The following is a 25,548-nucleotide window of genomic DNA, read 5'->3' on the forward strand; positions in this document are numbered from 1 at the left end:
CCCACCCCCCGACCGACAGGAGAGCCCCCGGTGCCGACCGTTCCGCCGACGCTCCTCGCGCAGGTCACCCACCTGCTCTGCGACGCCGACGGCAACCTCTTCCCCTCCGAGGAGCCGGCGTTCGACGCCTCCGCCGAGGTCACCAACGCCTTCCTCGCCTCGGTCGGGATCGACCGGCGCTACACCGCGACCGAGCTCCGCATCGCGGCCACCGGGATGAACTTCCGGACGACGGCGCGCACCCTCGCCGAGCAGGCCGGCGTGCACGACGCCGACGTCGAGCCGTGGGTCGCCGAGGAGCGGCGCGCGGTGACCGAGCACCTCGCCCGCACCCTGCAGCCGCACCCGCCGACGCTCGCCGCGCTGGGCACCCTCGCCGAGCACCTCGAGCTGGCCGTCGTCAGCTCCAGCGCGCTGGCCCGCCTGGCCGCCTGCTTCACCGCGACCGGGCTGGACGAGCTCCTGCCGCCCGAGCGGCGGTACAGCGCCGAGGACTCCCTCCCCGTGCCGACCAGCAAGCCCGATCCGGCGGTCTACGCGCACGCCTGCGTGCAGCTGTCCATCGCGCCGGAGCAGGGCCTCGCCGTCGAGGACGCCGTCGCCGGGGTCCGCTCCGCGGTCGCTGCCGGCTGCCCCGTCGTCGGCAACCTGCTGTTCGTCCTGCCCGAGGAGCGCGACGAGCGTGCCGCCGCGCTGCTGGCCGCCGGCGCGCTGGCCGTCGTCTCCTCCTGGTCGGAGCTGGCCGACCTGGTCCTGCCGGTGCTCGCGGGGCGGCCCGTGGAGGTGGCCCGGTGAACATCGTCTACGTGGCCTTCCGCGGCCACTTCTCCGACAGCCCGCGCGCGCTCTACGAGGAGCTGACCGCCCGCGGGGTCGACGCGACCCACACCTGGCTCTCCGCGCCGCACACCCAGGCCACATTCCCCGCCGACGTCGCGACGGTGACCTTCGGCAGCCCCGAGTCGATCGCCGCGCTCGAGGGCGCCGATCTGGTGATCTCGAACGACCACATCCCGCTGGACTGGGAGAAGCGGCCGGGCACCACGTACCTGCAGACCTGGCACGGCACCATGCTCAAGCGCATCCACAACGACGTGCTGTGGGCGCCCGAGGGCCGGCTGGCCTACCTCGACCAGGACATCGCCCGGTGGGATCTCCTGCTCTCCCCCAACGCGGTGACCACCGAGCGGCTGCGCAAGGCGTTCGGCTTCACCGGCCCGATCCACGAGACCGGGCTCCCCCGCAACGACCTGCTCAGCAGCCCCGACCGGGACGCGGTGCGGACCCGGGTGCGTGCCGAGCTGGGCATCGACGAGGGCCAGAAGGCCGTGCTCTACACGCCGACGTGGCGCGACGACCTGGTGTTCGAGGGCAACGAGGGCCGGGACTTCGAGTTCCCCATCGACCTGGACGCCTTCACCGAGCGCCTCGGCGGGGACCACGTCCTGCTGCTGCGGCTGCACAACATGGTGATGAGCCGGCTGGAGGTGGTCGAGGGCTCGGTGGTCCGCGACGTCTGCAGCCACCCGGACATCCGCGACCTGTACCTCGCCGCCGATCTGATGGTCACCGACTACTCGTCGACCATGTTCGACTTCGCCATCACCGGCCGGCCGATGGTGTTCTTCACCTACGACCTGGACCGCTACCGGGATCAGCTGAGAGGCTTCTACTTCGACCTCGAGGACGTGGCCCCCGGGCCGCTCGTCCGCACCAGCCAGGAGCTCGTCGACGCGATCGCCGACATCGATCGGATCAGCGAGCAGTACGCCGCGCGCTACACGCGGTTCCAGGACATGTTCTGCCACCTCGAGGACGGCGCCGCGACCCGGCGGGTCCTCGATCTCATCCTCCCGTCCGCAACCGCGTCCGGGCAGACCAGTACGACCGAGGGAGATGATGCTCGTGCGCAACGGTGACCGCGTACTGAACCCCGTACGACGGGGAATGGCACCCCTCTCGACGCGTTCCACCGGCCGGCGGACGCCGGCCCAGTCGGTCCAGGTGGTCATCCTGGCTGCCGGCATGGGCACCCGCCTGGGCCGGACGGATCCCAAGCCGCTCACCCAGCTCCGCGACGGCCGCAGCATCATGCAGCGCCAGCTCGACGGCCTGCGCGACGTCCTCGGAGCGGACGTGAGCATCACCGCGGTCGTCGGCTACCGCAGCAAGAAGATCATGAAGGCCGCGCCGGACCTGCTGTTCGCCTACAACCCCGACTTCGCGGAGACCAACACGTCGAAGAGCCTGCTGCGCGGGCTGCGCTCGACCCGTGAGGGCGGCGTCCTGTGGCTCAACGGCGACGTGGTGTTCGACCCGGCGGTGCTCGAGCTGGCGCTGCCCACCATCGCCGCCGACCAGAGCTTCGTCTGCGTGGACACCAACACCGTCGCCGACGAAGAGGTGAAGTACACCCTCGACCCCGACGGCTTCGTGGACGAGCTGTCCAAGACCGTCGTCGGTGGCCTCGGCGAGGCGGTCGGGATCAACTTCATCTCCTCCGCCGACAAGGCCACGCTGATCGACCACCTGGCCGCCTGCGGCGCCCAGGACTACTTCGAGCGCGGCATCGAGACCGCCATCGAGGCCGAGGGCATGCGCGTCCGCCCGGTGGACATCTCGCAGTACAGCGCGGTCGAGGTCGACTTCGAGACCGACCTGGCGCGCGCCAACTCGCTGTTCTCGGCCCCGCTGAACACCGTCGCCGACGTCGGCTGAGCGCCGGCCGGCCAGGACACGCGTCCCGGCCGGCCGCGCACCGGGTCAGCCGACGATCGCGCCGAGGTCGTCGGCGATGTCCCGCCAGTCGTTGCCGGTGTCGAACGCGACCCGCGCCGCGTCGTCGGCTCCGTACAGCAGCAGCAGCGTCGAGTGCAGCCGGCCCTCGTCCTCCGCCTGCGGCACACCCGCGGCCAGCTGCGCCTGGACGACGGCCGCTTCGTCGCCGGTCAGCCCCACGAACCGGGTGGGCAGGTCGGCGTCGAAGTTGCCGAGGTACTCCCCCAGGACCTCCGGGGTGTCGGTGGCCGGATCGGTGGTCACGAAGACCACCTGGACCTGCTCGGCGATCGCCGCGTCCACGCTGCGCAGGGCGACGGCGACGTCCGCCATCGTCGACGGGCAGACGTCGGGGCACTCGGTGTAGCCGAAGAACAGCAGCGTCGGCCGCCCGGCCGTCTCGGCCATGAGGTCGTAGGCCGCCCCGGTGGTGTCGGTCAGCTGGATCTGCGGTCGCCGGTACGGCTCCGCGAGGTCCAGGCCGGCGTAGGAGTCCTCGGGCCCCTCCACCGTCGCCGGGCCGCCGGAGTGGTCGTGCTCCTCGGCCGCCGTGCCGGTCTCGTCCGACCCGCCGCCGCAGCCGGAGAGGACCAGCCCGGCCGCGACGAGGACGGCGGGCAGCGAGGCACGAGCGCGCGTGCGGAGGTTCCGGCTCACGGAGCCACGGTACGACGGCGGGCACTCCACCCGAGTGCGAGACCGCCCACGCCGGCGAGCAGGCCGGCGACCGCCAGGACCAGGGCCGCGGTGGCCGTTCCCGAGCCGCCGTCGTCGTCCGCGCCGGAGTCCGCCGACGCGCCGGCCGCTCCGTCGTCGGAGCCGCTCGCATCCGCCGCGAGGGCGAGCACGGGGGCCGGCCGATCGGGCTCCTCGCTCCCCACCGTGGGCTCGATCCAGGCCGACTCGGTGCCGTCGCTGTAGGTCTGCACCGCGGGGTAGGTCAGCTCGTCGACCTCGGGGAACGGGCCGCCGGAGAGCGCGAACTCCTGGAACTCGCCGGGTGCGATGCCGGTGCCGGTCGCCCGGAACTCCACCACGGAGACGTAGCTGGTGATCTCCTGCCCGTGCGCCTCCAGCGGCTCCGCGAGCTCGGAGTTGGTCAGCGTCGCCGTCCAGCCGGGCACCGGCTGCACCCGGAGGGAGGCCATCGCCGCCTCCGCGGGGACCTGGATGCGCAGGCCGACGGTGCTGGCCGTGTCGCTCTCGTTGGGCACCCGGAAGACCAGCTTCCCGTAGCCGCCGGGCGCCGCGTCCGCGGAGGCGACCGATACGTGCGCCGACGCCGGCGAGGCGCCCGGAACGGAGGCGGCGAGCGCCACGAGGGCCGCCGGAACGACCACGGCCAACCGGGCGAGGGGACGGGACATGGACACAGATCTCCTGTTCGAGAAGGGATGGAGCACGGTCAGCGCACCGAGAACTCGGTGCTGGCCCGGGTGGCGGTGAACTCGTCGAGCCGGAGGGTGACGGTGAGGGTCCAGGCGCCCGCTCCCGGGATGGTCATCGCGTCGGCCGTGTAGTGCCCGGGCCCGGCGCCCGCGATCTCGACGTCGAGCGGGCCGATGCCCTGGTCCTCCTCGGTCAGCGAGACCTCGATGCCGGCGGGCTGCGTGGCGCGCCCGTCGGCGTCGAAGAGGTAGACGTGCAGGACGTTGGCGCCGGGCTGGGCGGGGTCGACCGACAGCTGCACGCTGCCCGCCTCCCCGCCGGTGCCCTGCAACGGGAGGGTGACGTCGACGGGCTCGGCCACCGCCGAACGCGCCGGCGGGGTGCCGACCAGCACTCCGGAGAGCACCAGCACGACGGCGGCCACCGCGACCTCGACCAGCATGGACCGGCGCAGCGAGGGCAGGTGGTCGACGGCGTTCTCGCGCTGCACGCGGCCGCGGGTGGCGGCGCTGCCGTCCTCGTCGTCCAGGCCGCCGGCCGGGCCCGCGAACGCGGGGGCGGTCACCCGGTGCCCGCTGGTCGCACGGGTCCGGCGCACGCCCAGCCGCTGCTGTACCCAGACCCGCGAGACGCCGGCCGCGCCCAGCACCACGAGGACCACTGCCACCTTGGCCAGCAGCACCCCGCCGTAGGTGCTGTCCAGCAGGGCGCTGGGCGAGCCCACCTCCCGCACCGCCTGCACGATGCCGCTGACCACCAGCGCGGCGACCGTGGCGAACGCGACCCGGGAGAAGCGCGGCAGCGCCTCGGCCACGGCGGCGGCATCCGGCCCGGGACGCACCACGCCCACCAGGAGGGCGGCCAGACCACCCAGCCAGACCGCCATCGCCGCCACGTGCACGGCCGCCACGACGACGGCGAGCAGCGGCCAGGGGCCGGCGACGGGGTGACCCGTGGCGGCGGTGGCGACGACGAGCCCACCCGCGAACACCGCGGCACCGGCGAGCGCGGGCCGGTCCGGGGCGGATCCGGACCGCCAGGCCGGCGCCAGGGTGGCGGCCAGCGCGAGCGCGAGCACGATGCGGGCCAGCAGCGCCCAGCCGGTGCCGGAGGACGCGGTGGCCGACAGCAGCGAGGCCGTGAACGCCGTCCCCACCCCGGAGCCGGCCGCGTAGGGGCCCTGCAGCAGGAACGTCAGGACGGCGGTGACGACGACGGCCAGCGCTCCGCCGACCGCCAGCCGGCGCAGCCGCGGCGACGCCCAGGCAGCGGGCCAGCACAGCAGCGCCAGCACCGGCACGCCCACGGCGAGCGCGATGCCGGCGAAGCCGAGCGCCCGGAGCGCGGGCAGCGCCGCAGCCACGAGCGGGTCCGCGTCGTCCTCGGCCGCGCCGGCCCCCGCGGGCACGAGCTCCCCCTCCCCCACGACGAAGGAGAAGGCGCCGGAGATCGGGTGCGAGTCGGCGGAGACGACCCGGTAGGTGACCAGGTAGCCGCCGTCGCCGAGGTCGCCCGGCAGCGGGATGCGGAGCTCCTGCCCCTCGACCGACGGCTCCCCACCGTCCACCTCGTCGCCGCCCGCGGTGAGCACCCGCGCGTAGCCGGCGCCGAGGGAGACGCCCTCGCTGAACTGCAGGGTCACCTCGTCCGGGGCGGCGTCCAGCCGAGCTCCCTCGGCGGGATCGGTGGCGATCAGGGTGGCGTGCGCGGCGGCCGGGCCCGCCGAGACGAGCGCGGTTCCCAGCCAGCCCGCCAGCAGCACGAGCAGGGCGGCGACGCGACGCCGCGGCGCACGGGTCCGACCCCTCACGCGGGGACCCGTCGGCCGTGCACGGCGACGGGCATGCGCCGGCGCGAGCCGCGCCAGGCCACCGCGGCGACCAGCAGCGCACCGGCCAGCAGCAGCAGGTGCGCCACCGCGCGGTCCAGGTGCACGTGCCCGGCCCCCAGGTCGGCCAGCGTCACCGGGAGCAGCAGGACGGCCAGCGAGCCGAGGGCGGTCAGGGCGCCGGCGGCCAGCCGCGGGCCGGCGGCGACGGCGAGGAGCGCCGCGGCGACGGCGAGGTTCCACGCACCGGTCTCGTGGGCCATGTGCGCCGGTGCGCTCATCGCCCCGGCGCCGGTGACGAGCACCGGCCAGGCGATCCCGGCCTGCGCGACGCCGACGGCGAGCAGCGCGAACCGGAGGGCGGTGTCGACCAGGCGGGCGCGGGCCGCCGCAGCCGCGCCGGGCAGCTCCCGGGGCAGTGCGGCCAGCACGGCGCCGGTGAGGTCGGGGACCGGCGGGGCCGGGGCGAGGCGGGCCCGCCGGGTGGCTCGTTCGGCCCGGTCGGACCAGGTCGCGCAGGCGGCGCAGCTGCCGAGGTGGTCGTCGAGCGCCCGGGCGGGCATCCCCAGGGGCTCGCCGTCGAGGCGTGCGGAGATCGCCTCGCGGAAGGTGTGGCACGGCATGACCCCTTGGTCGCTCCGCCCTGCTCCGGAGTTCCCGAGACGTCGGTCACACGTGTTCCGGCGCACGCTGCCGCGGACCCTGCCTCCGGTTGCGGGAGGATGACGGCATGGACGAGCTGGACGCCCTGGCGGCCGAGGCCGCCGGGGGCGATCCCCTCGCCGCAGCCGCGCTCGTGCGCGCGACCCAGTCCGACGTGTGGCGGCTGTGCGCAGCGCTCGGGGACCCGGGTTCCGCCGACGACCTGACGCAGGAGACCTACCTGCGCGCCTTCGGGTCGCTGCACCGGTTCGAGGGCCGGTCGTCGGTGCGCACCTGGCTGCTCAGCATCGCCCGCCGCGTGTGTGCCGACGCCGTCCGCAGCCGACGTCGGCGCCGGCTGGTGCTCGTCCGCGACGAGGTCGACCTGGCGGAGATCCCGGCCCCCGGTGGCGCGGACCCGGTGGGCGAGAGCGCCGGCGTGGACGACCTGCTGGCCCGCATGGACCCCGACCGCCGCGAGGCCTTCGTGCTCACCCAGCTGCTGGGCCTGTCCTACGCGGAGGCCGCCGAGGTGGCCGGGTGCGCCGTCGGCACGATCCGCTCGCGCGTGGCGCGCGGACGCGCCGACCTCATCGCCTCGCTCGCCGGGGTGAAGGACGACGACGACGAGGGCGACGTCGCTCACAGGTGACGCCCCGGCGTCACGGAGGTGACCGGCAGGCGACCTATGCTGCCCGACGGTCGTGGGTGCGCTCCGTGCGTCTCCGGCCGGTGCCCACACCGAGACGGAGCCCCGCGTGCCCTTCAGCCTGACGCCCAAGGACTCGACGTTCTACCCGCTGTTCACCGCGTCCGCGGAGAACCTGGTGGCGGCGACCGAGGTCCTCGGCGAGTTCATCCACGACCACGCCCGCCGTGCCGAGCTGGCCATCGCGCTGCGCGACCTCGAGCACGTCGGTGACCAGGCGACGCACGCCATCTTCCGGCAGCTCAACACCAGCTTCGTGACGCCGTTCGACCGCGAGGACATCTACGCGCTGGCCAGCAACCTCGACGACGTCATGGACTACGTCGAGGCCGCCGCCGACCTGGTCATGCTCACCGGCCTGGGCACGCTGCCGGCCGAGATGCACCAGCAGGTCGCGCTCCTGCAGCGCTGCGCCCAGGTCACCGCCGAGGCGATGCCCCGGCTCAAGACGCTCAAGGACCTCTCCGACTACTGGATCGAGGTCAACCGGATCGAGAACGAGGCCGACAAGCTCTACCGGCGGCTGCTCTCCCGGCTGTACAGCGGCGAGTTCGACGCGCTGGAGATCCTCAAGCTCAAGGAGGTCGCCGACCAGCTGGAGGAGGCCGCCGACGCGTTCGAGCACCTCGCCAACGTGGTCGAGACGATCTCCGTCAAGGAGTCCTAGACCCGAATGGACCTCTGCTGATGGACCGCATCTGATGGACCCGGCCTTCATCGGTCTGATCGTCATCATCCTGGTGGCCCTGGCGTTCGACTACACCAACGGCTTCCACGACGCCGCCAACGCCATCGCCGTCGCCGTCTCGACCAAGGCGCTGACCCCGCGCGTGGCCCTGGCGCTGGCGGCGGTGATGAACCTGGTCGGGGCGCTGCTCTCGACCGAGGTGGCCAAGACCGTCGGTGCCGGGATCATCGACCCGCCGGAGGGCAACAACGGGCTGGAGATCGTCTTCGCGGCCCTCGTCGGGGCGATCACCTGGAACCTGATCACGTGGTGGTACGGCATCCCGTCGTCGTCCTCCCACGCACTGATCGGCGGCCTGGTGGGCGCGGCGCTCGCGGCCGCCCACTCGGTGCAGTGGATGGGCGTCCTCGACAAGGTCATCATCCCGATGATCGTCTCGCCGCTGGTCGGCTTCGGTCTCGGTTACCTGTTCATGCTCGCCCTCCTGTGGACCTTCCGGCGGGCGCACATCAGCAAGGCCAACCGCAACTTCCGCTACGCGCAGATCGTCAGCTCCGCGACGATGGCGCTGGGCCACGGCATGCAGGACGCCCAGAAGACGATGGGCATCATCACCCTGGCCCTGTTCACCGCCGGGGAGATCGACACCTTCGAGGTGCCCTTCTGGGTCGTGCTCGCGGCCGCGGGGGCGATCAGCGCCGGCACCTACGCCGGCGGCTTCCGCATCATGCGGACGCTCGGGCGGCGGATCATCCAGCTCACGCCCACGGGCGGCTTCGCCGCGCAGACGGTGGCGTCCAGCGTGATGGTCACGACGGCGACGGTGTTCGCCGTCCCGGTGTCGACGACGCACATCACCACCACCTCGATCATGGGCGTGGGCTCCACCCGACGGCTCTCGGCGGTCCGCTGGGGTGTGGCCGGCAACATCGTCGTCGCCTGGGTCATCACCCTCCCCGCCGCCGGGTCGGTGGCCGCGGTCGCCTTCTTCCTCACCGACTTCGCGGTCGGCTAGGCCCCCGGTGGCCGGCGACGGGAGCCCCGCTCCGTCCACGGTCGCGCTGGGCACGGCGCGCGGGCGGTGGCTGCTCACCGCCACGGTGCTGGCCTCGGGCATGGCGTTCCTCGACGCCAGCGCGGTACAGGTCGCGCTGCCGACGCTGGGCGGCGAGCTCGGCGCCTCGCTGTCGGACCTGCAGTGGATCATCAACGGCTACACGCTCCCGCTGGCCGCGCTGATCCTGATCGGCGGCTCGCTGGGTGACCGCTACGGGCGGCGCCGGGTCTTCCTGATCGGGGTGACCTGGTTCGCCGTGGCCTCGCTGCTCTGCGGGGTCGCGCAGACGCCGGGGCAGCTCGTGGCCGCCCGGGCGCTCCAGGGCGTCGGCGGCGCACTGCTGACGCCGGGCAGCCTGGCGCTGATCCAGGCCTCGTTCCGCCCCACCGACCGCGCTCCGGCCATCGGCGTCTGGTCGTCGCTGTCCGGCGTCGCGGGGCTGGTCGGGCCGTTCCTCGGCGGCGCGCTGATCGACCTGGTCAGCTGGCGGCTGGTGTTCCTGCTCAACGTGCCGCTGGCCGTGCTCGTCGTCGCGGTCGCCGGGCGGCACGTGCCCGAGAGCCGCGATCCGGGGCCGCACGGCCGCTTCGACGTCCCGGGTGCGGTGCTGGGTGCGGTCGCCCTGGGGGCGCTCACCTACGCCCTCATCACCGCCGGGGAGCGGGGCGGCGCCGCGGTCGTCGTCCCCGTGGTCGTGGCGGCCGGTACCGGGGCGCTGTTCGTCGTCCGCGAGCGGGCGACCCGGGCCCCCATGCTCCCGCCGCGGCTCTTCGCCGACCGCCAGTTCACCGGCGCCAACCTGGTCACCCTGGCCGTCTACGGGGCGCTTGGGGGCAGCTCGCTGTTCCTCGTCCTCCAGTTGCAGGGCGTGCTGGGCTACGGCGCCACCGCGGCGGGCGCGGCCACGCTGCCGACCATCCTGCTGATCACCCTGCTCTCGCCCCGGGCCGGCGCGCTGGCGCAGCGCATCGGGCCGCGGCTGCCGATGAGCGCGGGCCCGCTGACCGTGGCCGCGGGCACCCTGCTGCTGATCGGCGTCGACGGCGGCGCACCGTACTGGGTGGAGGTGCTGCCCGGCACCGTGCTGCAGGGCCTCGGGATGGCGCTGACCGTCGCGCCGCTGACCGCCAGCGTCCTGGGCGCGGCCCCGGACACGCTGGCCGGCGTGGCCAGCGGCGTCAACAACGCCGTGGCCCGTGCCGCCCAGCTGCTGACGGTGGCCGCCCTGCCCGTGCTGGTGGGGCTCTCCGGGGCGGACTACGTGGATCCGGACGCGCTGACCAGCGGCTACCGCGCGGCCATGGCGGCCTGCGCGGCCCTGTTCGCGGTGGGTGGCGCGCTCGCCTGGGCGACCATCCGGAACGACCTCCTCCGCACCTGATCCCACTGACCGGACCGCGCATGCCGCATAAGCGCATCGATCTGGTAGACATAGCGCCGTGACGCGACCGACGACGCTGCTCCTGGTGAGCCGCCTGCACGTCGATCTGCTGCGTGTCTGCACCGCCGCCTGTCCGGGCTGCTGATCTCCCGCGCCGCTCTGCGGCGCCCCCTCGTCTCACCCCCTTCCTCCCCGCGGGCCCCCGCGCGCCTGCGCCCCTTCCTGAGACCCGGAGTCAGTCCCCGTGAAGACCCTCGTCCTGCTCGCCCTCGTCGGCCTGGGCGCCCAACTCGTCGACGGCAGCCTCGGCATGGCCTACGGCGCCACCTCGACGACGTTGCTGCTCGCCATCGGCACCAACCCCGCGGCCGCCTCGGCCACCATCCACCTGGCCGAGATCGGGACGACGCTGACGTCCGGGATCTCGCACTGGAAGTTCGGCAACGTCGACTGGAAGGTCGTCGCGAAGATCGGCATCCCCGGCGCGGTCGGCGCCTTCGCGGGCGCGACGGTCCTCTCCAACCTCTCGACCGAGGTCGCCGCCCCGGTGATGTCGCTGATCCTGCTGTCGCTCGGGATCTACCTGCTCATCCGGTTCACCCTCCGCGGCATCGACCGGCGGAACCTGGGCAAGCCGGTCGGCAAGCGCTTCCTCGGCCCGCTCGGCCTGGTGGCCGGCTTCGTCGACGCCACCGGCGGCGGCGGCTGGGGCCCGGTCGGGACGCCGGCGCTGCTGGCCAGCGGACGGATGGAGCCGCGCAAGGTCATCGGCTCGGTCAGCACCGCGGAGTTCCTGGTCGCGCTGGCCGCGAGCCTCGGCTTCCTCTTCGCGCTCGGCTCGCAGGGCATCGACTTCACCTGGGTGGCCGCCCTGCTGATCGGCGGCTCGATCGCCGCGCCACTCGCGGCCTGGCTGGTGCGGCACATCCCGCCGCGGATGCTCGGTTCCCTGGTCGGCGGCCTGATCGTGCTGACCAACTCCCGGACGCTGCTCAAGAGCGACTGGATCGACGCCGGCGACGCGGCCCGCTACGCCGCCTACGCGGCGATCTCCGTGATCTGGGTGCTGGCGGTCGTGCACTCCTTCCGCGAGTACCGCAAGGACGCCGCGATCGAGTCGGCCGACGCCCTCGCCGCGGAGGCCGGGGCCCTGGCCACTGCCGCCGAGGCCGAGCGCAACGTGGTCGCCGACGTGGCGGAGCCCGCCGTCGAGGCGGTCCCCGCCGGACGGCCCAGCGCTCCGCGCGACTGAGAGCACCCCCGGGCTGGGATCAGCTCACCTGATCGTCGAGCGTCCTCCCTCACCGCAGAAGGTGAGGGAGGACGCCGCATGATCAGGGTCCCTGATCGTGGCGGGCGAGCAGCTCGGCCTCCAGCTCCGGGGGCAGGCCGGGCTCCTGGCGGTGCGCCATCGGCGGCATGGGCGGTCGCTCGTGGGCGCGCAGCCAGGCCCAGGTGTCGGCCACCGTCTCGCGCAGCGGCCGGCTGGGCAGCCCCAGCTCCCGGGCACGGGTCGTGTCGACGTCCCAGGCGGTCCGGGCGACGGCCCGTGGCAGCCACAGGGGCAGGTGCACCCACGGCTGCACGCCGGCCTCCACCAGCCGCTCCTCCGCGACCGGCACCCACTCCACCTCGCTCCCGGTGACCTCGCGACAGACCTCCAGCAGCCCGCCCAGGGTGGTCATCCCGGCCGGCCCGGTGGCGTTCACCGCGCCGGACCGGCCCTCCGCCGCGACCCCGACCAGCCACGCAGCCAGGTCCCGGGCGTCGACCAGCGCGATCGGCTGGGCCAGGGCGTCCGGAACGACGACCCGCCCGCCGCGGGCGATGCGCTCCAGCCACCAGCCCAGCCGGTGGATCGGATCGGAGGGCCCGACGATGAGCCCGGCGCGGGCGGTGAGGAAACCGTCGCCCACGGCTGCGGCGAGAACCCGCTCCGCGTACGCCTTGTTGGGCCCGTACCCGTCGTCCTCGGTGTCCCAGGTCGGCTCGTCGTCCTCGGGGCCGATGGGGCCGGGTGGCCAGTTCCGGTAGGCGTTCGAGCTGCTGACGAAGGCGTACCCCTGCACGCCTCCCAGAGCGGCGGCCGCGTTCGAGCGCCGCCGTCACGACGTGCCGACCGAGGAAGTGGGTGCCGCCGAGGACCAGGAGCCGCATGCCCTCAGCCCAGCGGACCCGCTCCCCCGCTGTCCAGCCGGTTCACGACCGGCGCAATGCCCCGGTCAGACGGCGCGGCGGTACGCCTGCGGGACCTGGGGCAGCGGCGTGGACCGCGCGGCGGCCAGCACCATCTGCGGCGAGCGCGGCAGCCCGCGGCGGGTGCACAGGCGCAGCGCTCGGGCCCCGGTCAGCACGTCGGTCTCCGGCGGCACGACGAGCAGGTCCGCGCGCCGGCTCCCGCCGTCCCAGGTCAGGCAGACCACGAGCGGGTCCATGCTGCGGAAGCCCCCGGTGCGGACCACGCGGTCGCGCACGACGAGCTTGCGCGCGGTGGGCCGGTCCCAGGCGTCCAGGGAGTAGGTGAAGCGCTCGATCCGCACCCCGCGGCGGTCGAGCTCGGCGAGCAGCTCGGGCAGCTCGACCTCGAGGTCGTGGCTGCGCGGGAACCACGCGCCGTCGAACGCGGAGGTGCCGTCACCGGCGCCCTCCCGCAGGCTCACCCGGACATCGATCCCGCCCCTGAAGGAGTTCTCCACCGGAGCCGTTCGGGTGATCGTCGTCATGCGTGCGGCCGCCTCTCGTGCGCTCGTCCCCCGGGGTCATGACCCATGACCCCGAGAAGAACGTAGGCGGCACGCTGCGCGCGTCGCGGGGAGCGACGGCCCGGCGCGGCGGGCTCCTGCGGCCGGTCGTCACCACCCGTGCCCGCCTCGCCACAGCCCCCGCCGCCCTCCCGCTGCGCTACCGCGGAGAACCAGAACGGGCACCCGGCGCGGAGTGCGCTGGGTGCCCGTTCGAAGCGTCCGGATCAGACCGGCTTGGGCTTCTTGTTCTTCGCCTTGCCGCGCTCGGTCTGGTCGAGCACCACCTTGCGGATGCGGACGGTGGCCGGGGTGACCTCGACGCACTCGTCCTCGGCGCAGAACTCCAGCGCCTGCTCCAGGTTCAGCACCCGTGGGGGGATGAGCCGCTCGAGCTCCTCGGAGGTGCTCTTCCGCATGTTGGTGAGCTTCTTCTCCTTGGTGATGTTCACGTCCATGTCGTCCGGACGGGAGTTCTCACCGACGATCATGCCCTCGTAGACCTCGGTGCCGGGCTGGACCATCATCTGGCCGCGCTCCTGCAGCGAGAACATTGAGTACGTCGTCGCCACGCCCTGGCGGTCGGCGACGAGCGAGCCGGTCGGACGGGCACGCATGTCGCCCAGCCACGGCTCGTAGCCCTCGAGGTTGTGGTTGAGGACGCCGGTGCCGCGGGTCTCGGTGAGGAACTCGGTGCGGAACCCGATCAGGCCACGGGACGGCACGATGTACTCCATCCGCGCCCAGCCGGTGTCGTGGTGCACGAGGTTCTCCAGCCGGGCCCGCCGGACGGCCAGCGCCTGGGTCAGCGTGCCCACGTACTCCCCCGGGACGTCGATCGTCACGCGCTCGACCGGCTCGTGCAGCTTGCCGTCGACCTCCTTGGTGACGACGGTCGGCCGGCCCACCGTGAGCTCGAACTCCTCGCGGCGCAGCTGCTCCACCAGGATGGCCAGCGCCAGCTCGCCACGCCCCTGCATCTCCCAGGTGTCCGGGCGGTCGGTCGGCAGCATGCGGACCGACACGTTGCCCACGAGCTCCTGGTCGAGGCGGTTCTTGACCAGGCGGGCGGTCAGCTTCTTGCCCGACTTGCCCGCCAGCGGCGAGGTGTTGATCCCGATGGTGATCGAGATCGACGGCTCGTCGACGGTCAGGGGAGGCAGCGGGCGCGGGTCGTTCGGGTCGGCGAGCGTGTCGCCGATCATGATGTCCTCGATGCCGGCGATGGCGACCAGCTCACCCGGGCCGGCACTCGCGGCCGGGGTGCGGGTCAGGCCCTCGGTGACCAGCAGCTCGGTGATCTTGACGTTCTTGATCGTGCCGTCGACCTTGCACCAGGCGACCTGCTGGCCGCTCTTCATCTCACCGGAGTGGATGCGCAGCAGCGCGAGGCGACCGAGGTAGGGCGAGGCGTCGAGGTTGGTGACCTGCGCGCGCAGCGGCTCCTCGGCGTCGTAGACCGGTGCCGGGATGGTGTCCAGCAGGGTCTTGACCAGGGGGCCGAGGTCGGAGCTGTCCGGCTCGGTGCCGTTCTCCGGGCGGGTCAGGGACGCCTTCCCGGAGCGCCCGCTGCAGTAGACGATCGGGAAGTCGAGGTTGTCGGCAGACATGCCGGCGTCCTCCATGAGCTCCATGAACAGCTCGTAGCACTCGTCGACGACCTCGGCGATGCGCGCGTCGGCGCGGTCGGTCTTGTTGACCGCGAGGATGACCGGCATCCCCTTCGCCAGCGCCTTGCGCAGCACGAAGCGGGTCTGCGGGAGCGGACCCTCGGAGGCGTCGACCAGCAGGCAGACGCCGTCGACCATGGACAGACCACGCTCGACCTCGCCACCGAAGTCGGCGTGACCGGGGGTGTCGACGATGTTGACGACGACAGGGTTGCCGTTCTCGTCGGCCAGGTGGATCGCCGTGTTCTTGGCGAGGATGGTGATGCCGCGTTCACGCTCGAGGTCCATCGAGTCCATCACGCGGTCCTGCGTGGAGTCGTTGTCCGTCCCCTCACCCTTGGAGCGCCCGAGGGCACCCGCCTGGCGGAGGAGGGCGTCGACCAGGGTCGTCTTGCCGTGGTCGACGTGAGCGATGATCGCCACGTTGCGCAGGTCGTCGCGAGTGGGCATGCGGTAGGGCCACCTCAGAGGGGTTCGGGGATGTCGCGGCGTCGGCGCGCGGCATCTCGTGTAACGGCCGCCATCCCGGCGACCTTCCCAGGGTAGTCGCTCAGCCGGCTGCCACCTCCTCCCGCGGGACGTCGACCACCCCGAACGTGACTCCTGCGGCGGTGAGAGTGACCAGACTCACCGCCAGCCAGGCCGACATCCCCACCCCGATGGCCAGCACGTGGGCCAGCACGAAGGCCCCGACGTACAGCGCGGCCAGCGCCACGGCGGTGGCCGGGCCCCGGCGGCGCAGCCAGAGAGCACCCGCCGCCAGGCCGGCGGCAGCGAAGACCGCACCCCCGAGCGCCCGGATGCCGGTGCCCTGCGCGATGCCGAAACCGGCCGCGAGGCCGACCGCGACGAGGGCGGCCGAGGGGAAGCGGGTGCGGAGGAGGCTGCTGGTCGACATGCCGCCCAGTGTCCTACCCCTGCGCGGCGGCCGAGACGGCTGCCGCGATCCCCTCCGGGGTGGCCTCCCGCAGGGGCAGCTCCTCGCCGTCGACCCGGATGGTCGGGGTGCCCTGCAGCCCGGCCTTGCTGGCCTCGTCGGTGACCCGCCGGGTCCAGTCCTCGTACGCCAGGTCCCGGATCCCGTCGGCAACCCGGGTCCCGGTGGCGCCCGCCTGCCCGGCGAGGGCGACGAGCCGGTCGTCGGAGAGGCCGGGGCCGCCCTCCTCCGGCTGGGCGGCGAACAGCAGTCCGGAGAAGGCGACGAACGCCTCGGGCCCGGCGGCATCGGCGACCACCGCGGCCGCGTTGAGGGCGCGGGTCGAGTACCGGTCCGTCGACGCGCGGTCCAGGATCGCGACCGGGCGGTACTCGACGGCCGCTGCCCCCGAGTCCACCAGCTCGGCCAGGGTCGCCGCGTTCCGCTCCTCGAACGCCCGGCACACCGGGCAGAGGTAGTCCTCGTAGACCTCGATGACCACGGGGGCACCGGCGTCGCCCACCCGGACGGCCGCGCCGTCGGCGACGGTGTTCCCGGGGACGGCCGCCCGGTCGGAGGTCGAGGTCCTCCTGTCCTGGACGACGAACACGACGACCAGGGCGGTCAGCACGGCCACCGCGGCGGCGATGCCGCCGAGGATGCCGCGCCGGCGACGGGTGGCGGCCGTCTGGGCGAGGGCCACGCGGCGCGCCTCGGCGGCGCGCTTCGCGGCCGTGCGTGGACGACGGTCAGCGGGCATCGGTCGGCTCCGTCCGTTCGGTGCGGCCCGGCGACGCGGGCGCGGAGGGCGGCACGTCCCTGCCACCGAAGGCCAGCCGCGAGCGCGGCCGGAGGGTCAGGAAGACGGCGAGCACCAGGAGACCGAGATCGCGCGCGACCTCCGCCGGGTAGGCGGTGCTCCCCGCCGCCACCTCGCCACCTCCGCCGAAGCAGCCGCAGTCGATCTGCAGCCCGCGCGCCCAGGCCGATCCCACTCCGGCGAGGAACACCAGGACCAGCACCGCAGCGGCGGCCGCGGCCGCGCGCACGAAGACCCCCAGGATCAGCGCGAGACCGACGGCGATCTCCAGGACCGGCAGACCGAACGCGACCGGCTCCACCAGCGGCTCCGGCAGCAGCCGGTAGGCCCGCACGGCGCGGACCGCGGCCGCCGGATCCGGGATCTTGAGCAGGCCCGCCACGAGGAACACCGCGCCGAGCAGGACGCGCGCGGCGGTCGCCACCCAGGGCACCGCCGGCGCCAGGCCTCTCCCCATGCCGCATCAGTCGTTCGCCGGACGTCTCCGGTTCCACGGGACGCACGTGACCCTGCTCACGCCGTGCGCGGGACGCGCGAGAGGCCCCGGACGACGATGCGTCCGGGGCCTCTCGGGGAGAGCCTGCGCGATCAGGCGGCGCGGAGCACGGCCTCGATCTCGAGCTCGACGCTGATCTTGTCGCCGACGACGACGCCGCCGCCGTCCATCGGCATGTCGATGTCCACGCCGAACTCCTTGCGGGAGATCTCGGTCTTGGCGCTGAAGCCGGCGCGCGTGCCGCCGTAGGCGTCGGGGCCGAAGCCGTTGAGCTCGAGCGCCAGGGTCACCGGCTTGGTGATGCCCTTGATGGTCAGCTCGCCCTCGACCAGCCAGTCCTCGCCCTTGGCGCGGACGGCGGTGGAGCGGAAGTCCATGACGGTGTGGTTGCCCACGTCGAAGAAGTCGGCGGAGCGGATGTGCGCGTCACGCTGCTCCTGACGGGTGTCGATCGAGTCCATGTCGATGCTGGCGGTCACCGAGGACTGGGCCGGGTCCTCGGCGGTGACGAGCTCGCCGGAGAACTGGCGGAAGTAGCCACGGACCTTGCTCACCATCATGTGGCGGACGGCGAAGCCGACGGTCGAGTGGCTGGCGTCGATGTCCCAGGTGCCGACGACGTAGCCGGGGATCTGGCGCAGGGTGCTGGTCATGGTTCCTCCAAGATTGTTGAGCGCTTGACCTTCTGCTCGACCGTAGCGTAGTTGAAGGCGCAACTATTCCGCCAGTAGGATGTCGGCATGACCGCGCACGTGTCGCCCGCCAGTACCGGTGCCCCGGACCACGCCGAGCCCCGGTGGCTGGACGCCGGCGAGCAGCGGGCCTGGCGCGCCTGGGTCTACAGCGCGCAGCTGCTCACCGACCGGCTCGACCGCGAGCTGACCCACGCCACCGGGATCTCGCACGCGTACTACGAGATCCTGGTCGCGCTCTCCGAGGAGCCCGAGCGCCGGATGCGGATGAGCGAGCTGGCCGACCGGTGCCTCTCCTCCCGCAGCCGGCTGTCGCACGCCGTCTCCCGCCTGGAGGAGCGCGGCTGGGTGCGCCGGCAGGTGTGCCCGGAGGACGGCCGGGGGCAGCTCGCCGTCCTCACCGACGAGGGGTTCGCCGCGCTCGAGGCGGCCGCGCCGGTGCACGTGGAGAGCGTGCGCACGCACCTGTTCGACCAGCTCAGCCCCGCGCAGGTCGAGGCGATGCGCGACTTCGGCGAGGCCCTGCTGCGCCACCTGGACCCGACGCAGATCCGCGGCCTGGACTGACCCGCCCGGTCAGTCGACGGCGCGCACGTCCGGCGGTCGCGCGGGCCACGGCGGCACCCCGGCGATCGGGCCGGTCCCCAGCGGCGCGGCGAAGTGGGCGGGACGCTTCTCCAGGAAGGCGGCCACACCCTCGGCGCTGTCGGGCCCCTCGCCGAGCTCGACCACCGCACGGGAGTCCGCGCGATGCGCATCCCAGGGCGAGGGGGCGCCGAGCATCGACCACAGCAGCTGCCGCGCGGCGCCGACCGCGAGCCCGCTGGTGTTCGTGATGATCTCCCGGGCCAGCGCGTAGGCGGTGGGCAGCAGCTCGTCGTCGGCCACCACCCGCGAGACCAGCCCGCCGTCCAGCGCCTCCCGGGAGTCGAAGACCCGCCCCGTGGCCACCCACTCCATCGCCCGGCTGATGCCGACCACCCGCGGCAGGAACCAGGACGAGGCGGCCTCGGGCGGCAGGCCGACCCTGCCGAACACGAACCCGAAGCGCGCCGACTCCGCGGCGATCCGGATGTCCATGGGCAGCGTGAGGGTCGCCCCGACGCCCACCGCCGGCCCGTTGATGGCCGCGATCACCGGCTTGCGCAGGGCGGCGAACGCCAGGGCCGACACCCCGCCCGCGTCCCGCCGGAAGCCGGCGATCTCGTCGCGCAGCGGCCCCGGCGGCAGTGCCCGCCCCCGCCGGTCGGCGAAGCTGGCCGGCCCGCCCCCGAGGTCCGCGCCCGCGCAGAACCCGCGGCCCGACCCCGTCACGACCACGACGCGCACCTCGTCGTCGGCGTCGGCCGTGGCCGCCACCTGGGTGAGCTCGTCGGCCATGGTGGGGGTGAAGGCGTTCAGCCGCTCCGGCCGGTGCAGCCACACCGTGGCAATCCGGTCGGAGACCTCGTAGCGCAGCTCGGTCAGGTCCACGGAGCGCCTTCCATCGGGGATGCGGGGCGCGGGCAGCGTGACACCGGTCACGTCGGGCAGTCAACGGTGACTGTCGCACAGGGCGTCCCGGCCGTAGGTTCGGGCGGTGACCGTCACCGAGCGGCCGCCCGGACCCCGCTCCCGGTCGGCACGCACCGCCGACAGCAGGCTGCTGATCCTCGACGCGGCCGTCGCCTGCCTGGTCGAGGACGGCTACGCCGGAGCCTCGACCCTGGCGGTCCAGGCCCGCGCCGGCGTCTCCCGCGGGCGGCTGCTGCACCACTTCCCCTCGCGGGCCGAGCTGCTCGTCGCCGCCGCCGACCACCTGGCGACGACGAAGCTCGAGGAGGTCCGGCTGCGCTCCGCGGCGCTCATGGCCGACGGGCCCACCGGCCGGGAGCGGGTGGACCGCGCGATCGACCTCATGTGGGCGACGTTCCAGGAGCCGCCGTTCTGGGCGGCGACCGAGCTGTGGACCGCCGCCCGCACCGACCCGGCGCTGCGCGCGGCGCTGCGTGGCGAGGAGCGCCGGCTGCGGGCGGCGATCACCGCGGTCGGCGACGGGATCTGGGGGGCCGAGATCGCCGCCGCCCCGATCTACGCCGAGCTCACCGAGCTGCTGTTCACCAGCATGCGGGGGGTGGCCCTGGTCTACGCCTTCGAGAGCCGCCCGGCCGCGACCGATCCGCACCTGCCGCTGTGGAAGCGGCTGGCCGCCCGGCTGCTGGAGCTCGACGGCGAGGCTTGACCACCCCGCCGATCACCGTGACCATGACGCAGATCACACCCGGCCAGGCCAGTCGAGGAGCGTCCGTGAGCGTCGAGATCCCCGCCCTGCAGGGCCGTGGCATGACCATGGGCGACCAGCTCGCCCGGCATGCCCGGAAGAACCCGCAGGACACCGCCCTCCGCTTCGACGGGGCCGGCCGCACCTACCGCGAGCTCGACGAGCGGGTGACCCGGCTGGCCCGCGCCCTGCAGGAGCGCGGCGTCGGATCCGGCGACCGGGTCGCGGTCCTGGCGCTGAACGGCATGGAGACCTGGGAGACCTACCTCGCCGGCGTGCGGCTGGGCGCGATCGTGGTGCCGGTCAACTTCCGGCTCGTGCCGGACGAGGTGGCCTACGTGCTCACCGACTCGGGCGCCGTCGCCCTCGTCGTCGACGCCGCGCTCCTCCCGGTCGCCGAGAAGGCCCGGCAGCTGGCGCCGTCGGTGACCAGCACGCTGGTGATCGGCGAGGAGTACGAGGCGGCCCTCGCCGCGGCGGGCGACGAGCCGCTCGACGTCGCGGTCGACGAGGCCGATCCCGCCTTCCTCATGTACACGTCGGGGACCACCGGCCGCCCCAAGGGCGCGGTGCTGACCCACCGCAACCTGCTCATGCACGCCTTCAGCCAGCTCGCCACCCTCGGGTCCGACCCCGACGACCGGGTCGGCGTCCCCGGCGCACCGCTGTTCCACATCGCCGGCCTGGCCGGCGGCATGCTGCCGCTGCTGCTCGGCGGCACGCACATCATCATCCGGTCCGGCGCGTTCGACCCGGCCGAGACGCTCGACCTGATGGAGCGGGAGAAGGTCTCCAACATCTTCCTGGTGCCCGCGATGTGGGCGGCCGTCCTCGCCGTCCCGGATCTCGCCGACCGCGACCTCTCCTCCCTGCGCCGGATCTCCTGGGGCGCAGCACCCGCCTCGACCACGCTGCTGCGGGGGCTGATCGAGGCCTTCCCCCAGGCCGAGGTGATCACCGCGTTCGGGCAGACCGAGTGCAGCCCGGTCACCTGCCTGCTCCGCGGCGAGGACTCGGTGCGCAAGATCGGCTCGATCGGCACCCCGATCCTCAACGTCGAGGTGCGGGTGGTCGACGAGTCGATGCAGGACGTCCCGCAGGGCGAGGTCGGCGAGATCGTCTACCGCAGCCCGATGGTGATGAAGGAGTACTGGAACAAGCCCGAGGCGACCGCCGAGGCCTTCGCCGGCGGCTGGTTCCACTCCGGTGACCTCGTGCGGCAGGACGAGGACGGCTACTTCTACGTCGTCGACCGCAAGAAGGACATGATCATCTCCGGCGGGGAGAACATCTACTGCGCCGAGGTCGAGGACGTGCTCGCCGCGCACCCCAAGGTCGGCGAGGTCGCGCTGATCGGCGTGCCCGACACGAAGTACGGCGAGGCGCCCCTGGCGGTGATCGCCCCGCGCGACCCGGCCGACCCGCCGACGTCCGAGGAGCTCGCGGCGTGGTGCCGGGAGAAGCTGGCGCGCTACAAGAACCCGCGGGAGTACTCGATCGTCGGCGCCCTGCCCCGCAACCCCAGCGGCAAGGTGCTCAAGACGGCACTGCGCCAGGAGCACTCCGCCGGCGCGCTGGTCGCCGAGCCGGTGGTCTGACCCTCAGCCGGTCCAGGCCTCGGCGACCCGTTCGGCCACCGCGGCCGCCTGCGCCCGCCCGGCCCGTGCCGAGCCCGCGCGCGCCGCGGGGTCGAGCACGTTGCGGCCGATCGCCGCCTTGCTGCCCTGGTCCGGGCTGACGACGGCGACGCGGGCCGAGACCATCGAGGTGACCTGCGCGTCGACGCTGGTGATCGGCCCGACACCGCGCGGGATCGGGGCGAGCACCACGAGCCGGTCGTGGCCCTGGGCGAGGTCGGCGTTGGCCGTCGAGCGCATCCCGCCGTCGATGTAGCGCTTCCCGCCGATGGTCACCGGCGGGTAGACGCCGGGAACGGCGCAGCTGGCCGCGACCGCCTGGAGCAGGGGCACCCCGGACGAGCGGTCGAAGGCGGTGAACTCGCCCGTGGCCGCGTCGACGGCGGTGACGGTGAGCTGCCGGTCCGGCCACTCGCTGCCGACCAGCCGGGCGCCGATGACGTCGAGCCGCTCCTGCTCCGTCGGCGTCAGACCGGCCTTCTCGGCGGCCAGCGCCACCTGCCCGACCCGGCGGCGGAACTCCTCGTCCCGGCCACGGGTGACCAGCATCGCCCAGGCGTAGCGGGCGAGGTTGGCCCGCGTCATCCGCGCCACCTTCTCCTGGGCCGGAGGCTGGATCTGACGGGCGAACATCGCCTCGAGCTCGGCCCCGCCGGTCACCTGCGCGCCCACCACCGACCCGGCGGACGTGCCGACGACCAGGTCGGCGGAGGTGAGGTCCACGCCCGCCTCGGCGAGCCCGGCCAGCAGGCCGATCTCCCAGGCGATGCCCGTGATGCCGCCGCCGCCGAGGACGAGGGCCGTGCGCTGGTCGCTCATCCACTGATGGTCACAGACCCTCGACAGCCCGTGTGGTGTGGGCCACCCTGTCGGGGATGTTCCGACGGAGGAACACCGCCCCACGAGGCACTGACCTGGAAGGACGCGCATGACAGCGACGCAGCCGGCACCCGACACGACGACCCGGAGCTGGCCACCCGGCCTGCCGCGGTCGCTGGACTACCCCGCGGTGCCGGTCGGGTCGATCCTCCGGGCGGGCGTGCGCCGGTGGGGCGACCGGCCCGCGTTCCTCCAGCACGACGAGCAGATCACGTTCACCGAGCTGGGTGACCGGGCGCACGCCGTCGCCGGGTGGCTGGCCGACCACGGGATCGGCCGCGGCGACGTCGTCGCCCTGCACATCCCGAACTGCCTGCAGTACCCGGCGCTCTACTTCGGCATCATGCTGTCGGGGGCGACCTTCTCCCCCACCAACCCGCTGCTCCCCGCGGCCGACCTCGCCGCGCAGCTCACCGATGCCGGCGCCACCGTGCTGATCACCTGGGACCTGGTGCTGCCGATGGTGCGGCCCGCCCTCTCGGCGTCCCCCGTGCAGACCGTCGTCGTCACCGGCGAGGCGCACTCCCGGGACTTCGCCGCGCGGCTCGACCTGGCCGAGGGCGACGTCGACGCCGCCGACCTGCTCGGCGGCGACCCCACCGACCGGCACCTCGACGCCTCGGTCGACGTGGATGCCGACCTGGCCCACCTCGCCTACACCGGTGGCACGACCGGCGTCAGCAAGGGCGTGGAGATCCTGCACCGCAACGTGGTCACCAACGTGCTGCAGTCGGGCTGCTGGAGCAACGGCGCCGTGCCCGAGCTGGACGAGCACGGCGACGTGACCCTCCGCCAGGTGTGCGGCCCGGACGAGTACCCGATGCAGCTGGGCACGGGCCGGATCATCAACCTGACGCCCTGGTTCCACGCCATGGGCGCCGTCGGCTACCTCAACGGCATGGTCATGAGCGGGACGACCGTCGTCATCCACGCCCGCTTCGACCCGGCGAAGTACGTCGAGGACATGGCGCGCTACGACGTCACGTCCATCGGCGGCGCGCCGCCGATCTTCGTGGCGCTGCTGCAGGTGCCCGCCTTCGTCGAGGGCGACTGGTCCGGCGTCCGCGGCGTCTCCAGCGGCGCCGCTCCCCTGCCGGTCTCCCTCATCGAGCGGCTGAAGCAGGTGCTGCCCAACGCCAAGATCGGCGAGGGCTACGGGCTCACCGAGGTCACCATGATGGCCACGAGCAACCCCTCGTTCCTGTCCGGCACCCGCAAGCCCGGCACCGTCGGCGTCCCCGTCTTCGACACCGAGATCAGCATCCGGTCGCTCGAGGACAACCAGCCCGTGCCGCAGGGCGAGCGCGGCGAGGTGTGCATCCGCGGACCGCAGGTCATGCGCGGCTACGCCGGTCGCCCGGAGGCCACCGCCGAGGTGATCGACGCCGACGGCTGGTTCCACACCGGCGACGTCGGCATCCTGGACGAGGACGGCTACCTCGCGATCGTCGACCGCACCAAGGACATGCTGATCTTCAAGGGCTACAACGTCTACCCGCGCGAGCTGGAGGAGATCCTCTTCGGCGTGCCCGGCGTCGCCGGAGCCGCCGTCGTCGGCCGGCCCGACGAGGAGGCCGGTGAGCTACCGGTCGCCTACGTCGTCCGCAAGGGCGATGCGGCGGGCGCCGCGCTCACCCTCGAGTCGGTGCTGGCGGCGGTGAACGACAAGGTGACGCACTACAAGCGGCTCCGCGACGTCGTCTTCATCGACGCCATCCCGGTCTCCGCCGCCGGCAAGGTGCTCAAGCGCGAGCTCGACGCCCTGGAGCGGCAGAAGGTCGGCGGCTGACCGACCCCGCCTGAACGCACGCCGCCCCGTCCGAGTCCGATGACCCGAACGGGGCGGTTCGCGAGCGCGGGGGGCTCCGGCTCACTACTGTCCGCGACGTGGGCAGCGAGTGGGAGGGCACCGAGACCGAGCACACCGGGGTCCGGATCGCCCACGAGGAGGTCTCGCCGGTCCGCCAGGTCCTGCGCCGGGTGTGGATCGCCGCGATCGTGCTCGTCGTCGTCATCTTCGTCGTCTACCTCGACAGGGACGGCTACGAGGACAGCAAGGGCGGACCGCTCTCGCTGCTGGACGCCGCCTACTACGCGACGGTCACGCTCTCCACGACCGGCTACGGCGACATCACGCCGGTCACGCCCGAGGCCCGGCTCATCAACATCCTGCTGATCACGCCCCTGCGGATCATGTTCCTGATCGTCCTGATCGGGACCACCCTCGAGGCGCTCACCGCGCGCTCGCGGGAGGAGTTCCGCATCCACCGCTGGAGGTCCCGCGTGCGCCAGCACGTCATCGTGTGCGGCTACGGCACCAAGGGCCGCAGCGCCATCCGCTCGCTCATCGCCAACGGGACGCCGGCGGACAAGATCGTCGTCGTCGACCCGGAGCCGCGGGCCATCGACGAGGCCAACTCCGTCGGCCTGACCGGCATCGTCGGCGACGCCGGCCGCACCGAGGTGCTGCGACGGGCCTCGGTCGAGCGGGCCCGCGCGGTCATCGTCGCCGCCAACCGCGACGACGCGGCGGTCATGATCACGCTGACGGTGCGGCAGCTGAACCCGAGCGTGCCCATCACCACGAGCGTCCGGGAGGAGGAGAACGCCAACCTCCTCCGCCAGTCCGGCGCCGACACCGTCATCACCACCTCGGCCACCTCCGGCCGGCTGCTCGGCCTCTCCACCGACTCACCCCGCGTGGTGGCCGTGGTCGAGGACCTGGTCACCGGCGGGCAGGGCCTGGACCTGCACCAGCGCACCGTGCAGGCCAGCGAGGTCGGCCTGGGTCCGCGCGCCCTGCGTGACATCGTCCTGTCGGTCACCCGCGGCGGGCGCACGCTGCGCTTCGACGACCCGCTCATCGGCACCCTGCAGCCCGAGGACGTCCTCGTCGTCGTGAAGGCCCACGAGCCGAGCAGGCCCAACCGGCCGCCGACCCAGCCGTCCCCGGCCCAGGCGTAGC

At 73.6% G+C, this 25,548-nt stretch carries 26 protein-coding genes; 13 read left to right on the forward strand and 13 right to left on the reverse strand.

The window, feature by feature from the left end; translation table 11 throughout:
- Nucleotides 1-30 precede the first annotated feature (30 nt).
- From CRP29_RS01505 to CRP29_RS01515, 3 genes are read left to right on the forward strand one after another with little or no spacing between them, the layout of a single operon-like run.
- Nucleotides 31-795 carry an HAD family hydrolase gene (locus CRP29_RS01505; protein WP_097193295.1) on the forward strand — a complete coding sequence of 255 codons (765 nt, stop codon included), beginning with the start codon at nucleotides 31-33 and terminating at the stop codon, nucleotides 793-795.
- Nucleotides 792-1,919 (forward strand): CDP-glycerol glycerophosphotransferase family protein, encoded by a 1,128-nt coding sequence (locus tag CRP29_RS01510; RefSeq protein ID WP_097193296.1) that lies wholly within the window; start codon nucleotides 792-794, stop codon nucleotides 1,917-1,919. The genes CRP29_RS01505 and CRP29_RS01510 overlap by 4 nt, the downstream gene beginning before the upstream one ends.
- Nucleotides 1,920-1,947: 28 nt before the next feature.
- A complete protein-coding gene (locus CRP29_RS01515; RefSeq protein WP_097193297.1) occupies nucleotides 1,948-2,718 on the forward strand; it encodes a phosphocholine cytidylyltransferase family protein in 771 nt (256 codons plus the stop codon).
- A 45-nt stretch (nucleotides 2,719-2,763) separates the two neighbouring features.
- Here the strand turns inward: CRP29_RS01515 and CRP29_RS01520 are convergent, their stop codons facing one another.
- The 4 genes from CRP29_RS01520 to CRP29_RS01535 are packed head-to-tail and all read right to left on the reverse strand — an operon-like array spanning nucleotide 2,764 to nucleotide 6,618.
- A complete protein-coding gene (locus tag CRP29_RS01520) occupies nucleotides 2,764-3,435 on the reverse strand; it encodes an SCO family protein (protein ID WP_097193298.1) in 672 nt (223 codons plus the stop codon).
- Nucleotides 3,432-4,145, reverse strand: coding sequence for a YcnI family protein (locus tag CRP29_RS01525; protein WP_097193299.1), 714 nt, complete (start codon nucleotides 4,143-4,145; stop codon nucleotides 3,432-3,434). The genes CRP29_RS01520 and CRP29_RS01525 overlap by 4 nt, the downstream gene beginning before the upstream one ends.
- A gap of 38 nt (nucleotides 4,146-4,183) precedes the next feature.
- Nucleotides 4,184-5,977, reverse strand: a complete 1,794-nt coding sequence (locus CRP29_RS01530; RefSeq protein WP_097193300.1) for a copper resistance CopC/CopD family protein — start codon at nucleotides 5,975-5,977, stop codon at nucleotides 4,184-4,186.
- The gene (locus CRP29_RS01535) at nucleotides 5,974-6,618 is read right to left on the reverse strand and encodes a zf-HC2 domain-containing protein (protein WP_097193301.1); all 645 of its coding nucleotides are present in this window, start codon (nucleotides 6,616-6,618) and stop codon (nucleotides 5,974-5,976) included. The genes CRP29_RS01530 and CRP29_RS01535 overlap by 4 nt, the downstream gene beginning before the upstream one ends.
- A gap of 107 nt (nucleotides 6,619-6,725) precedes the next feature.
- On the opposite strand from CRP29_RS01535, the gene CRP29_RS01540 reads away from it, so the two are divergent.
- The 5 genes from CRP29_RS01540 to CRP29_RS01560 all read left to right on the forward strand — a co-directional run bounded on the left by CRP29_RS01540 (nucleotide 6,726) and on the right by CRP29_RS01560 (nucleotide 11,724).
- Nucleotides 6,726-7,289 carry a sigma-70 family RNA polymerase sigma factor gene (locus CRP29_RS01540; RefSeq protein ID WP_097193302.1) on the forward strand — a complete coding sequence of 188 codons (564 nt, stop codon included), beginning with the start codon at nucleotides 6,726-6,728 and terminating at the stop codon, nucleotides 7,287-7,289.
- Between the two features lie 106 nt (nucleotides 7,290-7,395).
- Entirely contained in the window at nucleotides 7,396-8,013 is a 618-nt protein-coding gene (locus CRP29_RS01545; protein WP_097194026.1) for a DUF47 domain-containing protein, read from the forward strand.
- A 34-nt stretch (nucleotides 8,014-8,047) separates the two neighbouring features.
- Nucleotides 8,048-9,049: an inorganic phosphate transporter gene (locus CRP29_RS01550; protein ID WP_097193303.1), complete on the forward strand. Its 1,002-nt coding sequence runs from the start codon at nucleotides 8,048-8,050 to the stop codon at nucleotides 9,047-9,049.
- Nucleotides 9,050-9,056: 7 nt separating this feature from the next.
- Nucleotides 9,057-10,472 (forward strand): MFS transporter, encoded by a 1,416-nt coding sequence (locus CRP29_RS01555; RefSeq protein ID WP_245852278.1) that lies wholly within the window; start codon nucleotides 9,057-9,059, stop codon nucleotides 10,470-10,472.
- A 244-nt stretch (nucleotides 10,473-10,716) separates the two neighbouring features.
- Complete coding sequence (locus tag CRP29_RS01560) at nucleotides 10,717-11,724, forward strand: sulfite exporter TauE/SafE family protein (protein ID WP_097193304.1); 1,008 nt, start codon at nucleotides 10,717-10,719, stop codon at nucleotides 11,722-11,724.
- 82 nt (nucleotides 11,725-11,806) lie between these two features.
- Here CRP29_RS01560 and CRP29_RS01565 read toward each other — a convergent pair whose 3' ends face one another.
- From CRP29_RS01565 to CRP29_RS01595, 7 genes are all read right to left on the reverse strand, one after another.
- Entirely contained in the window at nucleotides 11,807-12,541 is a 735-nt protein-coding gene (locus CRP29_RS01565; RefSeq protein WP_245852282.1) for a Rossmann-fold NAD(P)-binding domain-containing protein, read from the reverse strand.
- Between the two features lie 153 nt (nucleotides 12,542-12,694).
- Nucleotides 12,695-13,195: a DUF5994 family protein gene (locus tag CRP29_RS01570; RefSeq protein WP_097193305.1), complete on the reverse strand. Its 501-nt coding sequence runs from the start codon at nucleotides 13,193-13,195 to the stop codon at nucleotides 12,695-12,697.
- A 245-nt stretch (nucleotides 13,196-13,440) separates the two neighbouring features.
- Nucleotides 13,441-15,333 carry a translational GTPase TypA gene (gene typA, locus CRP29_RS01575; protein WP_097193306.1) on the reverse strand — a complete coding sequence of 631 codons (1,893 nt, stop codon included), beginning with the start codon at nucleotides 15,331-15,333 and terminating at the stop codon, nucleotides 13,441-13,443.
- Between the two features lie 100 nt (nucleotides 15,334-15,433).
- The gene (locus tag CRP29_RS01580) at nucleotides 15,434-15,781 is read right to left on the reverse strand and encodes a hypothetical protein (protein WP_097193307.1); all 348 of its coding nucleotides are present in this window, start codon (nucleotides 15,779-15,781) and stop codon (nucleotides 15,434-15,436) included.
- 13 nt (nucleotides 15,782-15,794) lie between these two features.
- Nucleotides 15,795-16,559 carry a DsbA family protein gene (locus CRP29_RS01585; RefSeq protein WP_097193308.1) on the reverse strand — a complete coding sequence of 255 codons (765 nt, stop codon included), beginning with the start codon at nucleotides 16,557-16,559 and terminating at the stop codon, nucleotides 15,795-15,797.
- Nucleotides 16,549-17,076 (reverse strand): MauE/DoxX family redox-associated membrane protein, encoded by a 528-nt coding sequence (locus CRP29_RS01590; protein WP_097193309.1) that lies wholly within the window; start codon nucleotides 17,074-17,076, stop codon nucleotides 16,549-16,551. Before CRP29_RS01590 ends, CRP29_RS01585 begins: the two co-directional genes overlap by 11 nt.
- Nucleotides 17,077-17,207: 131 nt before the next feature.
- Complete coding sequence (locus tag CRP29_RS01595; protein ID WP_097193310.1) at nucleotides 17,208-17,768, reverse strand: YceI family protein; 561 nt, start codon at nucleotides 17,766-17,768, stop codon at nucleotides 17,208-17,210.
- 87 nt (nucleotides 17,769-17,855) lie between these two features.
- Here CRP29_RS01595 and CRP29_RS01600 point away from each other — a divergent pair, with 87 nt between their 5' ends.
- Nucleotides 17,856-18,374 carry a MarR family winged helix-turn-helix transcriptional regulator gene (locus CRP29_RS01600; protein ID WP_097193311.1) on the forward strand — a complete coding sequence of 173 codons (519 nt, stop codon included), beginning with the start codon at nucleotides 17,856-17,858 and terminating at the stop codon, nucleotides 18,372-18,374.
- A 9-nt stretch (nucleotides 18,375-18,383) separates the two neighbouring features.
- On the opposite strand, the gene CRP29_RS01605 is transcribed toward CRP29_RS01600, so the two are convergent.
- Entirely contained in the window at nucleotides 18,384-19,331 is a 948-nt protein-coding gene (locus CRP29_RS01605) for an enoyl-CoA hydratase-related protein (RefSeq protein ID WP_245852284.1), read from the reverse strand.
- A 55-nt stretch (nucleotides 19,332-19,386) separates the two neighbouring features.
- On the opposite strand from CRP29_RS01605, the gene CRP29_RS01610 reads away from it, so the two are divergent.
- Together CRP29_RS01610 and CRP29_RS01615 are read left to right on the forward strand one after the other, a co-directional pair.
- The gene (locus tag CRP29_RS01610; RefSeq protein ID WP_097193313.1) at nucleotides 19,387-20,028 is read left to right on the forward strand and encodes a TetR/AcrR family transcriptional regulator; all 642 of its coding nucleotides are present in this window, start codon (nucleotides 19,387-19,389) and stop codon (nucleotides 20,026-20,028) included.
- A 65-nt stretch (nucleotides 20,029-20,093) separates the two neighbouring features.
- Complete coding sequence (locus CRP29_RS01615; protein WP_217991417.1) at nucleotides 20,094-21,665, forward strand: long-chain-fatty-acid--CoA ligase; 1,572 nt, start codon at nucleotides 20,094-20,096, stop codon at nucleotides 21,663-21,665.
- A 3-nt stretch (nucleotides 21,666-21,668) separates the two neighbouring features.
- On the opposite strand, the gene CRP29_RS01620 is transcribed toward CRP29_RS01615, so the two are convergent.
- Nucleotides 21,669-22,523 carry a patatin-like phospholipase family protein gene (locus tag CRP29_RS01620; protein ID WP_097193314.1) on the reverse strand — a complete coding sequence of 285 codons (855 nt, stop codon included), beginning with the start codon at nucleotides 22,521-22,523 and terminating at the stop codon, nucleotides 21,669-21,671.
- A 109-nt stretch (nucleotides 22,524-22,632) separates the two neighbouring features.
- Here CRP29_RS01620 and CRP29_RS01625 point away from each other — a divergent pair, with 109 nt between their 5' ends.
- A complete protein-coding gene (locus CRP29_RS01625; protein ID WP_097193315.1) occupies nucleotides 22,633-24,372 on the forward strand; it encodes a class I adenylate-forming enzyme family protein in 1,740 nt (579 codons plus the stop codon).
- A 98-nt stretch (nucleotides 24,373-24,470) separates the two neighbouring features.
- Nucleotides 24,471-25,547, forward strand: coding sequence for a potassium channel family protein (locus CRP29_RS01630; protein ID WP_176522785.1), 1,077 nt, complete (start codon nucleotides 24,471-24,473; stop codon nucleotides 25,545-25,547).
- The last annotated feature ends 1 nt before the right edge of the window (nucleotide 25,548 follow it).

It is taken from the genome of Blastococcus aggregatus (genome assembly GCF_900221005.1).
GTDB classification, from domain to species: Bacteria; Actinomycetota; Actinomycetes; order Mycobacteriales; family Geodermatophilaceae; genus Blastococcus; species Blastococcus aggregatus.

Bases quoted from the DNA above. Each gene is read 5' to 3' on its own strand.
- CRP29_RS01590 (WP_097193309.1), bottom strand. From the start codon at position 17,076: ATGGGGAGAGGCCTGGCGCCGGCGGTGCCCTGGGTGGCGACCGCCGCG.
- CRP29_RS01600 (WP_097193311.1), top strand. From the start codon at position 17,856: ATGACCGCGCACGTGTCGCCCGCCAGTACCGGTGCCCCGGACCACGCC.
- CRP29_RS01540 (WP_097193302.1), top strand. From the start codon at position 6,726: ATGGACGAGCTGGACGCCCTGGCGGCCGAGGCCGCCGGGGGCGATCCC.
- typA (WP_097193306.1), bottom strand. From the start codon at position 15,333: ATGCCCACTCGCGACGACCTGCGCAACGTGGCGATCATCGCTCACGTC.
- CRP29_RS01585 (WP_097193308.1), bottom strand. From the start codon at position 16,559: ATGCCCGCTGACCGTCGTCCACGCACGGCCGCGAAGCGCGCCGCCGAG.
- CRP29_RS01620 (WP_097193314.1), bottom strand. From the start codon at position 22,523: ATGAGCGACCAGCGCACGGCCCTCGTCCTCGGCGGCGGCGGCATCACG.
- CRP29_RS01595 (WP_097193310.1), bottom strand. From the start codon at position 17,768: ATGACCAGCACCCTGCGCCAGATCCCCGGCTACGTCGTCGGCACCTGG.
- CRP29_RS01550 (WP_097193303.1), top strand. From the start codon at position 8,048: ATGGACCCGGCCTTCATCGGTCTGATCGTCATCATCCTGGTGGCCCTG.
- CRP29_RS01525 (WP_097193299.1), bottom strand. From the start codon at position 4,145: ATGTCCCGTCCCCTCGCCCGGTTGGCCGTGGTCGTTCCGGCGGCCCTC.
- CRP29_RS01535 (WP_097193301.1), bottom strand. From the start codon at position 6,618: ATGCCGTGCCACACCTTCCGCGAGGCGATCTCCGCACGCCTCGACGGC.
- CRP29_RS01625 (WP_097193315.1), top strand. From the start codon at position 22,633: ATGACAGCGACGCAGCCGGCACCCGACACGACGACCCGGAGCTGGCCA.
- CRP29_RS01570 (WP_097193305.1), bottom strand. From the start codon at position 13,195: ATGACGACGATCACCCGAACGGCTCCGGTGGAGAACTCCTTCAGGGGC.
- CRP29_RS01580 (WP_097193307.1), bottom strand. From the start codon at position 15,781: ATGTCGACCAGCAGCCTCCTCCGCACCCGCTTCCCCTCGGCCGCCCTC.
- CRP29_RS01515 (WP_097193297.1), top strand. From the start codon at position 1,948: ATGGCACCCCTCTCGACGCGTTCCACCGGCCGGCGGACGCCGGCCCAG.